The organism is Lacihabitans sp. CCS-44 (assembly GCF_024343735.1).
Classification (GTDB): Bacteria; Bacteroidota; Bacteroidia; order Cytophagales; family Spirosomataceae; genus Leadbetterella.
Genome location: NZ_RJUE01000001.1, coordinates 70,696 through 85,665, shown reverse-complemented (window position 1 = coordinate 85,665; position 14,970 = coordinate 70,696). Strand labels below are relative to the sequence as shown.

The window sequence follows — 14,970 nt, the reverse complement described above, 5'->3', positions numbered from 1 at the left end:
CAAAGAAATAGGTAACAGGGTTTCTCTTAACTCATTTTTTATTGATAAGAGGATATTTTAGATTTTGAATGAGTTTATTCTATTTTGAACATAAAGGAAAAACCTCAAATTATATATTAACCCAAAAAAAACTCTCAGAAACATTTGCCGCTAAAAAATACTAAAAAAGTAGTTTAGCGATTCTGAAAACGGTAGTGTGGTAAAAAGTAGCTGAGCCAAACTAAAGCGTCCAGCTAAGCGAAACTAAAGCATGCAGCTAAGCGGAGCCGAAGCCGGTAGCTGAGCGGAGCCGAAGCTACAGTTCCTTCAATTCCGCCACCAATTTCCCAATAGAAGCCTTAGCATCGCCAAAAAGCATCAGACAGTTATCGTATCCAAAAAGTTCGTTTTCAATACCTGCATAACCTTTACCCATACTTCTTTTACTCACGATTACGGTCTTGGCTTTATCAGCATTCAAGATGGGCATTCCATATATTGGACTGGCAGGATTGTTTCTAGCGGCTGGGTTTACCACATCATTGGCACCTACCACAAAAACCACATCAGTCTTGCTGAAATCATCATTGATTTGCTCCATTTCTACAAGCTTATCATAAGAGACATTTGACTCAGCCAAAAGCACATTCATGTGTCCAGGCATACGGCCAGCAACGGGATGTATAGCATATCGTACATTTACGCCTTCTTTTTCGAGAAGTTCTTCTAATTCATGAATAACATGTTGTGCCTGTGCTACTGCCAAACCGTACCCCGGTACTATTACCACGTTTTGGGCGTATTTCATTAAAATAGCTACATCCGATGGTGTTGTACTTTTTATTGTACCGACAAATCCATCATCTCCAACTGCTGCTGCATTTCCACCTCCAAATGACCCGAAAATAACATTCATCAAAGAACGATTCATGGCATTACACATCAAAATAGTCAGAAGTGTACCCGCAGATCCCACCAAAATTCCACCGGTTAGCATGACCTGATTGTCGTATAAAAACCCTCCGAATGCAGCTGCTAAGCCTGTAAATGAGTTTAGAAGTGAGATAACCACGGGCATGTCTGCACCACCGATGGGCAAAACAAACAATACGCCATAAGCCAGAGAAAGAATAAGGAGAATGTACAAATGAAACATAGCGGGCATCATGATGGTCATAACCAACATACCCAAAATCATCAATAACAGAACGATAGTGAAGATATTCTGGGCAGGTAATCTGAAAGTTTTTTTCATAATTTCCTGCAGTTTCAGGTAGGCAATTATACTTCCAGAAAACGATACAGAGCCAATTATGAGCCCTAAAAGTATGGTTATAACGGCTCCAGTGCTAGCGGTATCATGCAAGTGCTTGTATTCTACAATAGATATCAAACCTGCACAGGCTCCGCCCATTCCATTAAATAAACTTACCATTTGGGGCATGTCTGTCATTTGAACTTTTTTGGCCGAGAGCCAGCCCACTACGGTGCCGATGGCAATTCCACCAAAAATCCAACCGTAGTTCCCTATCAAATGTCCTTCTTCGTTTTGATGAAGAAAAATAGTGCCCAATATGGCTAGGGCCATTCCTCCAGCAGCTAAAAAATTACCTTTTCGGGCGGTTTTCGGTCCTGAAAGCATTTTTAGACCTACTATAAAAGACACCGACGCCAATAGATATATAAGATACAACCAATATTGATTTTGCATTTTTAAATTCGATTAAATACTTACTTCTTTTTCTTGAACATTTCTAACATTCTGTCTGTAACTACAAAGCCTCCCACTACGTTTAAGGTACCAAGAATTACTGCAAGGAAACCTAAAATAATAGCAAGCCAGTTGCCCTCTTCAGCGTGTCCCATCACTATAATGGCTCCGATAACAACGACACCGTGTATGGCATTGGCTCCAGACATCAAAGGCGTGTGTAATGCAGAAGGTACTTTAGAAATGACTTCGATACCCACAAAAATTGAAAGGATAAGAATGTAAATTATTTGGATATTTTCTCCGAAAAAAGTGATTACGCTATTTATAATTTCCATAATTCAAATTAGTTTTTTTCTAGAATACTTTTTGTGAAGGCATGAACCAAGTCGCCTCCGTGGGTTATTAAGGAACCTTTGGTTATTTCGTCCTCCATATTCCATTTAAAACCATTTTCGTCTACCAAATGATACAAGAGCGTGGTAATATTGGTGGCATACAGCTGACTGGCATTTATAGGTAACAAGGCTGGGAGGTTGGATTCACCAATGATAGTTACACCATGTTTTAACACCGTTTTGTTTATTTCAGAAACCGCACAGTTTCCCCCGGATTCTACGGCCATATCTACAATTACCGAACCTGTTTTCATGGATTTTACCATTTCCTCAGAAACCAAAACTGGGGCTTTTTTGCCAATTACCAAGGCGGTTGTAATAACCAAGTCTGCCTCTTTTATTTTGGCTTCAACTAATTCTTTTTGTTTTTGCAAAAACTCCGCCGAGACTTCTTTGGCATATCCTCCTTCAACTTTTACTCCTTCCACGCCCTCTACGGACAGGAACTTACCACCGAGAGACTCAACTTGTTCCTTCGTTTCGGGTCTTACGTCGGTTACTTCCACTACGGCTCCGAGTCTTTTTGCTGTGGCAACAGCTTGAAGGCCAGCCACGCCAGCTCCGAAAATAAGAACTTTCACAGGAGTGATTGTTCCTGCTGCAGTCATAAGTAACGGGAAGATTCGTCCTAAAGCATTTGCCCCCAAAATGACGGTTTTATAACCAGCTAAATTGGCTTGAGAGCTCAATGCATCCATTTTTTGGGCAATAGAAATTCGGGGAACCGCATCCATTGAAAACGACGAAATCTTCTTGGCCTTTAGGGCGTCGACAACCTCCGGAACGGTGTAGGCATATAGAAATGAAATACAGACAATTCCATCTTTGCAAAGTCCGATTTCCTCTACTGTCAAGGCATTGACTTTTAGTACAACATCACTTTGGCAAACATCTTTTCGAGAGCCAATACTGGCCCCCACATTAACATAATTATCATCCGAAAATGAAGAAGAAATGCCTGCTTCGTTTTCAATAATTACCTCAAAGCCTTTTTTTGTGATTTGTTTGACCAAGTCAGGAGTCAGAGCTACCCGAGTTTCAAAGGGTTTGGTTTCTTTTAAAACTCCAATTTTCATACTTATTGTTTATATGGTTTTTTAGTCTTCCAATTCGCTGTTATTCAATTGTTGATGATGAAATTGAATGGTACGCATATCACTTAATTACTTCAATTAAATAGATATTTGGAAAAATATACATTAAAGAAATTTTGCTAATTTACCTCTGAAATTAATTACTAACTATCAATTCATATATTTTTTTTCAAAAAAAATCTTGAAATAATAATAAAATGATTTTGGGCATATTTTTGGTCTTAAAACTAAAGATAATTATTTCTTCTCTTGTCCAAGAAATAAACCCAATAGAACCAAAACTAAGCCAACCATGGTATGCCAAGTGAATGGCTCATCCAAAATAAACGAAGAGAAAATAAACCCGAAAATAGGGCATAGGAAAAGAAAAAAAGCGGCTTTGATGGCGTCGATTTTAATGAGTTTCAGCCAAAGATTTACCGCCAATAAGGAAACAGGTATAGCTAGCCAAAGAATGGAGAGTATGTTTTCTTGCGTGAAAAGGACAGGTTCTTTCTTTAAGAATATTGTTAAAGGGAGCATGAATATTCCACCGAAAAGCACCTGCCAGCCGTTGATGGCATACCTACTAAGTGTCCACTTTTTTTCTGAAAAATAAATGGCAGCTAGACTATAACTGAGCATACCAAGAAACAAGTAAAACAGGCCTCTAAATGTGGCGAAACTATTTTGCAAAAGTGGCCAAACTGCTATAAAAACACCGCCGATGCCAAAGATGAGACCAAATATTTGTTTGGCTTCTATCTTTTTGCCAAGAATTAGTCCGCCAATAATGGCCATGAGAACTGGTCCCAAAGACACCGATAAGCTGCCAATGCCGGCGGCTACTTCGTTGATTGCAAGTACGAAAAGTGTTAGGTACAGGGTAACGTTCAGAAAACCAAAGATGCTGAGTGCGATGACTTCTTGGCGGTTAGGCCATTGCCATTTTTCGAAAATGGCGTGATAGGCCAAGAGTAAAATACCCGCTAAAAAGAACCTAAACTGAAACAAAACCAAAGGCTCCATACTTTGTACACCTATTTTGGCCGCCACCGATGCTGACGACCAAAATATGGCAAAGACAATTCCTAAAAGAATAAATTGGAGACCCGTATTTGTTTTTTTCATTTCTGAATCAGTTTTTTTGCATTTTCCGTAGTTTGTGACTTTACCTTATCTTCAGAAATTTCATAAATATCGCCAATTTTAGTGACGACCAAATCCAAATAACTGACTTCATTTCTTTTGCCTCTATGTGGTACGGGAGCTAGGTATGGCGAATCCGTCTCCAAAACTATCATTTCTAGAGGTATATCTGCCAAGAATTTATCCAAGCCGCCATTTTTGAAAGTAACAACTCCGCCGATTCCCAAAAGGAAGTTGAGTGAGGTCACTCTTTTTGCATCTACTTCGTTTCCTGAAAAACAATGGAAGATACCTCGGAGTTTTTTCCAACCAAATTCTTCAATCAAGTCGCAACACCTTTGAATGGCGTTCAGCGAATTGTCTTTTGAGTTTCTGGAATGAATACAAATCGGTAAATTGTATTTTTTCGCAAGCGAAAGTTGGTGCAAAAAGACCTTTTCTTGTTGAGGTACAAATGTCAAATCCCAATAAAAATCTAGACCGATTTCACCGATCATAAAAAATGGTCTTTCACTCAGCCATTTCTCAATTATTTCTAATTCTTTTTCAAAATCTTCGCCCACATAGCAAGGATGAAGTCCCATCATCGATAAACATTTCCCCGGATACTGAGCTTCAAGAGATAGCATACCTTCAATAGTCTCGTGGTTACAATTAGGCATCCATATTTGTTCCACACCCGCCTCGAATGCTCTAGTTAACATTTTGTCACGGTCTTGGTCGAATTGCTCATCGTAGATATGGGCGTGAGTTTCGATAATACTGGGCATATTCTAAGGGTAATCTTGAAGCTAAAATTACTACGAAGATTTCAAAGTAATAACCAATAGAGTGGTTATTTCAGTTGTTGATTAGATAAACTTAATATTTTCTGATTTTTATCATCTTTTGTGCTTTTTTCCTGAAATAAAATTTATTCAAGAACAAAATATCTTAGTTTTGCGTTACTATTTATAATAAGTCTAATTAGATTGAAGAGCGTAGCTGATTTAAAAGAGGGAGAAAAAGGAGTGATTTCCGCATTTTTAGATAATAAACTTGCCTTGAAGTTGCTTGAAATGGGTTGTTTGCCCGGAACAGAGGTAACGCTTGACCACAAAGCACCTTTGGGCTGTCCATATTGTATTTCGGTCTCAGAAGACTACCAACTTTCTCTAAGGAAATCCGAAGCAGTAACCATTCTTATCGACTGAGCCCATGATTGTTGCACTAATAGGAAATCCCAATTGTGGTAAATCTTCACTTTTCAATCACCTCACGGGTCTTAGACAAAAAATCGGTAATTTTCCGGGTGTGACTGTTGACAAAAAAGTTGGTTTTTGTAAAATAAGCGACGGCTCTGACATTCAGGTTATCGATTTGCCAGGAACCTACAGTTTATATCCCAATTCGCTCGACGAGCAAGTTGTTCTTGAGGTTCTTACCAACCAAAATCACGCGGATTATCCTGATTTAGCGGTAATAGTTGTAGACTCTTCCAATCTTAAACGGAATCTTTTGCTTTTTGAGGAGGTAAATGATCTTGGAATTCCAACGGTTTTGGCATTGAATATGCTCGACGTGGCTAACGAAATCGGAATTACTGTAAACACCCCAAAGCTTGAGAAAATACTCGGAATACCTGTGGTTGAAGTAAATGCCAGAGAAGGTATTGGTCTCGAAGGTTTGAAATTGACCATCTTCAGAGCTTTAGAAAAAAAGCAAATTCATCAAAACATCGAGGTGATTTCGGAAGAAATTAAACCAACAGTTTCTAAAGTCAGGGAGAAATTTAAATTAAAATCAGAATACGCAGCCCTACATTATTTGTTGCAGACCGACAAATTGGCTTTTTTGAATGTGACCGAAAAAAAGTTCCTTGAGAATATTGCCTCTGAGTTACAACTAGACGCCGATGCTTTTCAAGCAAAAGAGGTCATGGAGCGATACAAAGATATCGGCCAAACATTGAGTCAAGTTGTTGAAATAGAGTCTGAAAAGCACAATTCACTTACTCTCACTCAGAAAATTGATAATGTACTCATTCATAGATTTTGGGGTTATGTAATATTTCTTGGAATACTTTTTTTGATTTTTCAGTCCGTATTTACGCTGGCAAACTATCCGATGGATTTGATTGATGGAGGAATAGCTTCATTGAATGATTTCTTGAAATCTATACTTCCCGAATCCAAAATTACTGATTTATTGACAGATGGTCTGATAGCTGGAATTGGTGGAGTGGTTATTTTTATTCCTCAAATTGCCTTTTTATTTGCATTTATTTCTATTCTTGAAGAGTCTGGTTATATGGCTCGCGTGGTGGTTTTGATGGACAAACTCATACGTAGATTTGGCATGAGCGGCAAAAGTGTGGTGCCGTTGATTTCGAGTATGGCCTGTGCGGTCCCTGCTATTATGTCAGCCAGAACTATTGGGAATTGGAAAGACAGACTAATCACCATCATGGTCACGCCTTTAATGAGTTGTTCTGCTCGTTTACCTATTTATACCATACTTATTGCTTTGGTGGTGCCTGATGATAAGTTATTTGGCTTGTTTGGATTCCAAGGCTTGGCCTTGATGGGACTATATCTTTTAGGGTTTTTCTCGGCTTTGGTGGGTGGATGGTTTTTGAAAAAAATACTTAAAACCAACGAGCGGACATTCTTTGTAATGGAACTTCCGACATACAAAAAACCAAGGTGGAAGCAGGTAGGATTTACGATATTAGAAAAAGTAAAAACTTTTGTTTTTGAGGCTGGTAAAGTCATCGTGGCTATTTCGATTGTGCTTTGGGTATTGGCCTCTTATGGGCCGGGAGAGGGTTTTTCAAAAGCGGAGGAAAGGGTTGCAGCCCAAAATATTGGCCTAAGTTCAGATGAATTAGAGCCCAAAATAGCTGCGGAAAAACTTCAAAATTCTTATGCGGGTTTGTTTGGTAAATTCATTGAACCTGCTATCAAACCCTTAGGTTATGACTGGAAAATAGGCATTGCTCTAATTACTTCGTTTGCGGCAAGAGAGGTTTTTGTGGGGACTATTTCCACTATTTATAGCATTGGTGCTGACGATGCCGACGATTCGACCATAAAATCTCGATTGAAAAACGAAGTAAATCCAGAAACTGGTGAGGCTGTGTTCTCCGTTGCCACATCATATTCTCTACTAATATTCTACGTGTTTGCCATGATGTGTATGAGCACCATTGCGGTAGTTTATAGAGAGACCAAGTCATGGAAATGGCCAATTATCCAGTTGGTTTATATGAGTGCCTTGGCTTATGTTTCTGCGTTTGCCGTTTATTGGTGGTTGAAGTAGAATCAACTCATCCCCTCGGATGAAATTCCTTCAAAGTTTGTTGCAAATAGGCTCTGTCGAGATGCGTATAAATTTCGGTAGTAATAATGGATTCATGCCCAAGCATTTCCTGAACGGCTCGAAGATCAGCTCCACCCTCAACCAAATGCGTTGCAAAACTGTGTCTCAGCGTATGTGGAGAGATACTTTTATGAATTCCCGCTTTCTCGGCCAGGTCTTTTATGATTATGAAAACCATCACCCGACTAAGGGCTTTTCCTCGACGATTCAAGAAAAGAAAATCTTCCTGACCTTGTTCAATGTTAAGCTGAATACGTACTCCATGAAGATAGATTTTAGAAAACTTAATGGCTTCATTTCCAATGGGTACCAACCGCATTTTGTTGCCTTTTCCAACTACCCTTATAAAACCTTCTTGAAACAAACAATCGGATATTTTGAGACTGATTAGCTCTGAAACTCGTAAGCCACAGCTGTACATTATTTCTATAATTGCTTTGTTTCGAGGACCTTCGGGAGTACTTAGGTCAATGTTGGCTATCATAGCCTCTATCTCGTGCAAATGAAGCGTTTCTGGTAATTTTCTGGTAATTCTTGGAGAAGAAATGAGTTCGGTGGGGTCATAAATTACTATTTTCTCAATAAATAAATATTCAAAAAAAGCCTTTATTCCGCTCAAAATTCTGGCTTGACTAGTGGCTGAAAGTCCCAAATCATTCAAAAAGACCAAGAAGTTGTGAATATCTTCGTCTTTTAATTTTGCAAGCGATTTAGCTTCTCCACAAAACTGAAAGAGTTTTTCGGCATCTCTGACGTAAGATTCGACAGAATTACCCGAAAGCCCTCGTTCGAGTTTCAGGTAATTTTTGAAGTTCTTGATATGGTCGAGCCATGTCATGCTCAATTAAGCCAATTAAAAATCATTTCTTGCTCAATATCAGGATGTAAGCTCAGTGAAACCGGGCAAGTAAGTGCTACTCTTTCATATCTTTTTTTATCGTTATCCGATAAAGGAGGCTCACAAGTAAAGTCAAACTCAGCGATTATTTTGGCAATTTTTCTTGGAGCTTCCGAAGTCATTATTTTGGTAATTTGTACTTCAGAATTTTTAAACTCATGTCCTGCATTTTGGGCTGCTATGCCAATTACAGTTATCGCACAAGCACCCAGTGAAGTCGCCGCCAAATCTGTAGGAGAGAAGGCTTCGCCCTTGCCGTTGTTGTCGGTTGGTGCGTCTGTGATAACTGTTTTTCCTGATTTCAGGTGTGTCATTTCGGTGTTCAAGCCACCATTGTAAGTGATTTTCGAGGTTTTCATATATTTTGTTTTTCTCGCAAAGTCGCCAAGTTTATTCTTTTGCCCTGCTAAACTTTATTTTTTCATTAAATTTTCTATTTCTATTATTTCCAGAGGAATGTCTTTCATTAAATCTTCATTCCCGTCTTGAGTGATCAAAATGTCGTTTTCAAGCCTGATTCCGAGATTTTCCTCGTTGATGTATATTCCTGGCTCCAAAGTTAATAACATTCCAGCTTCCAAAGGTCTTTTTCTATCCCCAACATCATGCACATCTAAACCGAGATGATGCGAAACGCCATGCGGAAAGTATTTTAGAATCGTCTTTGGGTCGTTTTTTAGTTCATTAGTACTGCAAATTCCAAGTGTTACCAATTCTTTACCTATCAGATTTTGTGTTTCTTTTTTGAGATTGTCTATTGTGTTTCCAACTACCATTTGTTTTTTAATGGCTTGCATAACATCCAAAACAGATTGATAAACTTCAACTTGTCTGTCTGAAAATTTGCCATTTATGGGCAAAGTTCTGGTCATATCAGTTTTGTAATTGCCATATTCCGCTCCGAAATCCATCAAAATCAAGTCTCCATTTTTACAAATTTCATTGTTGGTGATATAATGCAACACACAAGCATTTTTGCCTGAAGCCATAATGGGTTGAAAGGCATGATTTCTGGATCTTCGTTTATAAAATTCGTGGCTTACTTCTGCTTCTAACTCAAATTCATAAATGCCATTTTTGAGAAATTTCGCTCCTCTTTCAAACCCTGCTTTGGTAATTTCTATGGCTTTTTTTATTTGAATTATTTCCAAAGGATGTTTTATAAGTCTCAGTTCATCAGTTATTTCTGCTGAATTCAAAAAGTTTTTATTCTGAAATTTTCTTTTCAAAAGTGTGGTTAGATATTTCTCTCTCGACCTGAAAGCAGTCCCTTTTCCTTGACTCAAATCTATGTGTGTGTAAATATTTATACAATCGTTTAAATTATCTGCTGCAATTTTCCAAAATTCAGAACTCCATTCCACATTTTCAATTCCAGAAATCTCCCTTGCTTCTTCTTTAGAAAGCATTTCTCCTTCCCAAACTCTTATTTTTTCGTTGGTTTCTCTTACAAAAAGCGTTTCTTTATGAGGTGTTTTTCTTTTGTCGATGATTAAATAGCCATCTTCTTGGTCGATGCCTGTCAAATAAAAAAAAGTACTATTCTGAACAAATCCAAAAGTTCCATCGGCATTGGTGGGTAGCGGATCATTGGTTGAAAAAATGGCTACAGAATTGGGTAAGATTTTTTCTGCAAACTTCTTTCGGTTTTCTATGTAAAAGCTATTTGCGATTTTTTCGTACCTCATTTTATTTCAGATTATATTTGCAATAATATAAAAAATAGGCTCAATTGAATAGTTTGAAGGGTAGAATTTTGTTTTTTTTGCTTTTTACAATTTCTGTTTCTCATGCACAGGAAAAATACTGGGTGTTTTTTAAGGAAAGAGATTTTTTCAAATCACAACCAGTTTCGCTTAAAACCTATCAAAATAGGAGAAATATTAATCTAGAAATTTTTCAGAAATCAGATTTTGGACCAAGTCAAAAGCAAGTCCAAGAACTTTCTGATGCAGGTTTTAGGATTCAAAATGTAAGTCGCTGGTTTAATGCGGTTTCAGTTTATTTGACTGATAATGAGAAGATTAAAGTTCAATCTTTTCCTTTCGTAAAAGAAATTAGAAAGATTAATAATTATCAAAATTTGGCTTCAAATAAAATTCCTCGAAATGAAGACGGTCTTTATCTTTCCTATCCATTGCATCAAATTAATGCTGGGGCTTTTATTGAAAAAGGTTGGCTGGGTGAAGGTGTGGACATTGGCGTGATTGATGGTGGTTTTTTTGGTGCAAATGAGGACAAAAATCTACAACACTTGTTTGAAAATAAGCAAATTAAAGAAACAAAAGATTTCTTCAGTCCTCCCAAAATCGACTTTTATGGAGAAAAAAAATCTGAAGGCGAGATTCACGGCACCATGGTTACCACCGCAATTGCAGGTTTTAATCCTCTTAAAAAGCAACTTTTTGGACTTGGTCTCAAATCCAATTTTTACTTTGCCCGAACCGAATCTTCCCAAAAAGAAGCGAGAGTCGAAGAAGATAATTGGATTGCGGCCATTGAATGGCTAGATAGTTTAGGTGTAAGATTGGCCAATTCTTCGCTCGGTTATGCTACTGGTTTTACAAATCCTGCTGAAAGTTATAAGCCCGAGCAAATGGACGGCAAAACGAGTTTGATAGGACAAGGAGCAAGAATGGCGGTGAATGAAAAGGGAATGATTTTGGTGGTTTCGGCTGGTAATGAAGGCGAAAATAAAGCATGGGGAGGCATAGTTTCTACTCCAGGAGATGTAGAGGAAGTGATAAGTGTTGGTGCCAATGACGACAATGGGTTGAAAATGGCCTACAGTAGTAAAGGTGTTGAAAATGTGAATTTTATAAAGCCCGACCTGACAGTTTATTCTGAGTTTGGGACATCTTTAGCGGCTCCAATAGTAACAGGAATTGTCGCGTTAATGCTCGAAAAGAATCCAAATCTCAAATCTTCAGAAGTCAAGGGAATTCTGAAACTTTCTGGTAGCCTTTCATCATCGCCAAATAATTTTGTAGGCTATGGATTCCCAGATAGCAAAAAGATTATTGAGCATTTTGAAAGGAAGGGGGTTATTTCAAAGAAAACAGAAACTAGAAAAGCTAAAAAAAATATCATCATTAAAACCACTCAGAATGAAGGAATTGTGATTTTTCATAAAAGAGATGCTAGAAATGTGATTTCTCAGGAGTTTGTTCAACCTATAAACGGAAGGCTTGAAATCAAAAAGAATGAAAGTGTAAGGCAGTCAACTGTGATTTTGAAAGACCAAATAATAGAAATTCTGTGGAGGAATTAACTCACTCTCAACACCATAACTCCAGCGTGCTTTTTAATTCTCATTAGATATTGTTGCAGCGTTTCTTCAGAGATTATCACCTTTTTTTTCTCGATGGAAGCATGCATCAAATAAAGTTTTCCATTTTTTCTTACTGCAAAACCTTCGTGGTTTACGTCTAATCCAGCCACCGTGCTCGTAAACGCAATGATATCTCCAGTTTTTATGGCTGGCTCATAAGTAGAATAGTCCTCTTTTTTGATATGATAAATGGCCTTTTTGGCTAATTTTTTTTCCATCAAAATAATGTCCTCCAACACTTTATCGTCTTTCGCAAATGAAGGGTAGAGGTTTCGGTGCTGACTCATAAAGTTTATTGGCTTATCCATTTTTACACCTAAAATCGGACTTAAATCTTTCAAATAATTATTCTTCTCAGCTGTTTTGGCCCAATCTGTGAAATAATGAATCCTCGAGCCATAGCCGTCAATTTTGCTATTTCGGTATCTCAAATCTTGTAAAATTTTCATATAGTTTTCAAAAGTTGGCTGCTCTGAATGTTTGGCCAAGCTTATAGCCATCACGTTCTCCACAAATGTGTAGCAATCAAAAGCATCGAGTTTACAAATTAGCTTTTCTTCTGGGCCTTCGAGTGTTCCTCCTTCATAAGGCAAACCTAGAAAAGTCTGGCCAATCTGTAGAATAGTCTCATCGACGCTCGCTTTTTGAGGTAATTTTAGTTTTTCCTCAACGAGTTTTTGATTAAACTGAGCCGCCAGATTTGTGCTTAATAGGCAGATAAATAGAAATAGAAAAAGAGCTTTCATTTTTAAATAATCGGTGCTGTTCTAGAGAGACTTTCTTCTAACGAAATAAAAGTCTCTGTTCGTTGAATTCCTTGTACTTTTTGAATTTTATCGTGCAATACACTTCTCAAATGGGCGGTGTCTCTGCACATCAATTTCACAAATATACTATAATTTCCGGTGGTGTAATTGATACTCACTATCTCTGGAATCATTTTTAGTTGGGCGGCCACATCATCATATTGTTCGCTTTTTTCGAGATAAATGCCCAAAAAAGCAGCTATATCCCAGCCCAGTTTTTTGGTGTCTACACTGATGCTGCTACCCGTAATGATACCTGTATACTCCATTTTTTTTACTCTTGTATGCACCGCTCCTGGTGACAAAAACACTTTTTCACCAATATCTCCGTAGGAAACCTTGGCGTCTTCTATCAATATTCTAAGAATCTTTAGGTCTATTTCGTCAATATTTTCTTTTATCATCTAAAAAATGTTTAGTAGAAATGTAAGATATAGGTATTTTTCTAAATTTTATTTAGTTTTATATCGAAATTAATAAACAGAATCATATTTTTTGAATAAAATGATAAATAATTTTTATCGAATCAGAAAATGGTATTACCTTTGTAATGTTTTCAGAGAGAGACGAAAACAATTGAGTTCTTAATAATACTGTAGGATGACGAAATTGGCAGCCGTGCCCTCCTGTCTCGGGGGTGATGGTTACAGGATAAACGAAGAGTAAAGCCGAACGGGTTTTTTCAGTTCCGACTGGGGTTGACCACCAAATTTTGCTCTTTGGCTAACTGCATCGTGGGCGGTTCGACTCCCCCTCCTACAGCCATGCAAAGGGCGTGAGAAAGAAAAATGTTTGATTTATTTTTTTCATGCCCTTTTTTTTGCATATTTGTTTCAGAAAAATATTTTAACAAAAATATTATTTGGTTTTTAGTTTGTTGATGAAGTGTAATTGCGACACACAGTCTCGTTTTGTAGATTGTGTGTTTTGTTTTTAGGGCGGTTGAGATTGTGTATATTTGACAAAATTTTACCGAATGAAACCTGAAGCTATTATAACCAACGATGCCGTGGTGGCGGCTATTCTTTTCTTTCTTTTGCTGCTTATTTTTCAATTGGCCAAGTCGCCTAACAAACTCATTCAAGGTTTTTTCAAAATTTTTCCTCCTATATTATTGTGCTATTTTTTGCCTGGAGTGCTTAATACTTTTGGCTTAATTTCAGGAGAGAGTTCAGGTGTTTACCCCTTTGTTTCCAAATATTTGTTACCAGCATGTTTATTGTTATTTACACTCAGTCTTGATGTAGAAATGCTCAAAAAGCTTGGCTTAAAAGCCCTTTTGGTGTTTTTAGCAGGAACTTTGGGGGTAATAATTGGCGGACCATTGGCCGTTAAAATTGTGAGTAGCTTCAAGCCCGAGATTTTTTATATGGGTACCGAAAATGAAGTTTGGCGAGGATTGGGGACCATTGCAGGAAGTTGGATTGGGGGAGGAGCAAACCAAACTGCTTTGAAGGAAATTCTTCAGCCAAGTGCCCATGTTTTTTCTCAATGCGTGGCGGTGGATGTTTTGGTGGCCGAAACTTGGTTGGCGGTTTTGTTGATTGGGGTGGTAAATAACAATAAAATCAACAAATGGCTTGGAGCCGATAGTGCTGTTGTGGACGAAATGAGAGATAAGATTTCAGCATTAAAAGGACAAAAGGAGCGGATTCCTACTTTTGACGACTACCTTAAACTTACCGCAGTGGCGTTTGTTTTTACTGGAATCTCATATTTTTTGGCAGATATAATTACCCCTTTTATTAAAGAAAACTATCCGCATTTCGAAAAATTCAGTTTGACTTCAAACTTTTTCTGGGTGGTATTTTTTATTACTATTTTCGGAATATTAGCCTCTCGAACTGAATTGAGAGAGTTGGAATATGTGGGTGCTTCAAAAATCGGTACTTTGTTTTTGTATATTTTGGTGGCTTCTATAGGCATGCAAATGGACCTTTCTGCTGTTGCCGATAATAAGTGGCTTTTTCTGGTCGGGATTATTTGGATTTTTATCCATGTGGTTTTTATTGTTGTTGCCAGTAAATTACTCAAAGCACCCTACTTTATGTTAGCGGTTGGATCTCAGGCTAACATCGGGGGAGCGGCATCGGCATCGGTTGTAGCTGGTGCTTTTCATCCTTCATTGGTTCCTGTCGGGGTGATTTTTGCAGTTTTAGGCTATGCTATAGGTACTTATGGTGGATATTTAACCGCACTGTTGATGCACTGGGTTTTGTCATAAATTTGGCTTGGTTTTTGTGCAGTTTTTCGTTGCCGTCAATT

14 protein-coding genes are annotated in these 14,970 nt (G+C 37.9%); 4 read left to right on the top strand and 10 right to left on the bottom strand.

The window, feature by feature from the left end:
* Positions 1–295: 295 nt before the first annotated feature.
* The 5 genes from EGI26_RS00385 to EGI26_RS00365 form a co-directional block, all read right to left on the bottom strand.
* Positions 296–1,690, bottom strand: coding sequence for an NAD(P)(+) transhydrogenase (Re/Si-specific) subunit beta (locus tag EGI26_RS00385; RefSeq protein WP_255075594.1), 1,395 nt, complete (start codon positions 1,688–1,690; stop codon positions 296–298).
* A gap of 20 nt (positions 1,691–1,710) precedes the next feature.
* The gene (locus EGI26_RS00380; protein ID WP_262926204.1) at positions 1,711–2,028 is read right to left on the bottom strand and encodes an NAD(P) transhydrogenase subunit alpha; all 318 of its coding nucleotides are present in this window, start codon (positions 2,026–2,028) and stop codon (positions 1,711–1,713) included.
* Positions 2,029–2,036: 8 nt separating this feature from the next.
* Positions 2,037–3,164, bottom strand: coding sequence for a Re/Si-specific NAD(P)(+) transhydrogenase subunit alpha (locus tag EGI26_RS00375; protein WP_255075592.1), 1,128 nt, complete (start codon positions 3,162–3,164; stop codon positions 2,037–2,039).
* Between the two features lie 255 nt (positions 3,165–3,419).
* Positions 3,420–4,292, bottom strand: a complete 873-nt coding sequence (locus EGI26_RS00370; protein WP_255075591.1) for a DMT family transporter — start codon at positions 4,290–4,292, stop codon at positions 3,420–3,422.
* On the bottom strand, positions 4,289–5,080 hold the full coding sequence (locus EGI26_RS00365) for a TatD family hydrolase (protein WP_303626703.1): 792 nt from the start codon (positions 5,078–5,080) through the stop codon (positions 4,289–4,291). The genes EGI26_RS00370 and EGI26_RS00365 overlap by 4 nt, the downstream gene beginning before the upstream one ends.
* 201 nt (positions 5,081–5,281) lie before the next feature.
* Between EGI26_RS00365 and EGI26_RS00360 the strand changes: the two genes are divergently transcribed.
* Complete coding sequence (locus tag EGI26_RS00360; protein WP_303626702.1) at positions 5,282–5,503, top strand: FeoA family protein; 222 nt, start codon at positions 5,282–5,284, stop codon at positions 5,501–5,503.
* A gap of 4 nt (positions 5,504–5,507) precedes the next feature.
* On the top strand, positions 5,508–7,610 hold the full coding sequence (feoB, locus tag EGI26_RS00355) for a ferrous iron transport protein B (RefSeq protein WP_255075590.1): 2,103 nt from the start codon (positions 5,508–5,510) through the stop codon (positions 7,608–7,610).
* 7 nt (positions 7,611–7,617) lie between these two features.
* Here feoB and xerD read toward each other — a convergent pair whose 3' ends face one another.
* The 3 genes from xerD to EGI26_RS00340 are packed head-to-tail and all read right to left on the bottom strand — an operon-like array spanning position 7,618 to position 10,256.
* Positions 7,618–8,508: a site-specific tyrosine recombinase XerD gene (gene xerD, locus EGI26_RS00350; protein WP_255075588.1), complete on the bottom strand. Its 891-nt coding sequence runs from the start codon at positions 8,506–8,508 to the stop codon at positions 7,618–7,620.
* Between the two features lie 2 nt (positions 8,509–8,510).
* Entirely contained in the window at positions 8,511–8,927 is a 417-nt protein-coding gene (locus tag EGI26_RS00345; RefSeq protein WP_255075587.1) for an OsmC family protein, read from the bottom strand.
* A 54-nt stretch (positions 8,928–8,981) separates the two neighbouring features.
* Positions 8,982–10,256, bottom strand: a complete 1,275-nt coding sequence (locus EGI26_RS00340) for an aminopeptidase P family protein (protein WP_255075586.1) — start codon at positions 10,254–10,256, stop codon at positions 8,982–8,984.
* 44 nt (positions 10,257–10,300) lie between these two features.
* Between EGI26_RS00340 and EGI26_RS00335 the strand changes: the two genes are divergently transcribed.
* A complete protein-coding gene (locus EGI26_RS00335; RefSeq protein ID WP_255075585.1) occupies positions 10,301–11,839 on the top strand; it encodes a S8 family serine peptidase in 1,539 nt (512 codons plus the stop codon).
* Here EGI26_RS00335 and EGI26_RS00330 read toward each other — a convergent pair.
* Both EGI26_RS00330 and EGI26_RS00325 read right to left on the bottom strand, forming a co-directional pair.
* Complete coding sequence (locus tag EGI26_RS00330) at positions 11,836–12,645, bottom strand: N-acetylmuramoyl-L-alanine amidase-like domain-containing protein (RefSeq protein ID WP_255075583.1); 810 nt, start codon at positions 12,643–12,645, stop codon at positions 11,836–11,838. The two genes, EGI26_RS00335 and EGI26_RS00330, sit on opposite strands and share 4 nt — an antisense overlap.
* Positions 12,646–12,647: 2 nt before the next feature.
* Positions 12,648–13,109 (bottom strand): Lrp/AsnC ligand binding domain-containing protein, encoded by a 462-nt coding sequence (locus EGI26_RS00325; RefSeq protein ID WP_255075582.1) that lies wholly within the window; start codon positions 13,107–13,109, stop codon positions 12,648–12,650.
* Between the two features lie 572 nt (positions 13,110–13,681).
* Between EGI26_RS00325 and EGI26_RS00320 the strand changes: the two genes are divergently transcribed.
* On the top strand, positions 13,682–14,929 hold the full coding sequence (locus tag EGI26_RS00320) for a DUF819 domain-containing protein (RefSeq protein WP_255075580.1): 1,248 nt from the start codon (positions 13,682–13,684) through the stop codon (positions 14,927–14,929).
* Positions 14,930–14,970 lie beyond the last annotated feature (41 nt).